This window comes from Neisseria sp. P0009.S007, from assembly GCF_051962515.1.
The window spans coordinates 1-234 of the sequence record NZ_JBQCVF010001300.1; the positions used below are offsets into that span (position 1 = coordinate 1).

1 protein-coding gene is annotated in these 234 nt (G+C 56.0%); it reads right to left on the reverse strand.

Annotated features, from left to right (window positions below; translation table 11 throughout):
• The coding region (locus ACTHS3_RS18690; protein WP_440368906.1) for a hypothetical protein at positions 1-180 on the reverse strand (180 nt) is incomplete at its 3' end.
• Positions 181-234: the final 54 nt, after the last annotated feature.

The window sequence follows — 234 nt, forward strand, 5'->3', positions numbered from 1 at the left end:
TTTCCCCTTTGTTTCAACACACAGCCGCCCGACGGCGGCTGCTCCGACTTTTGCAGTATCGGCAAATGACGGAACAGTTTTCAACACACAGCCGCCCGAAGGCGGCTGCCATTCTACAATCTCTGGAGTTTTTGTACCGGCGGTTTCAACACACAGCCGCCCGAAGGCGGCTGTTGTCAATTTCCTTAATTGCCGACCCGTGCGATGTTTCAACACACAGCCGCCCGAAGGCGG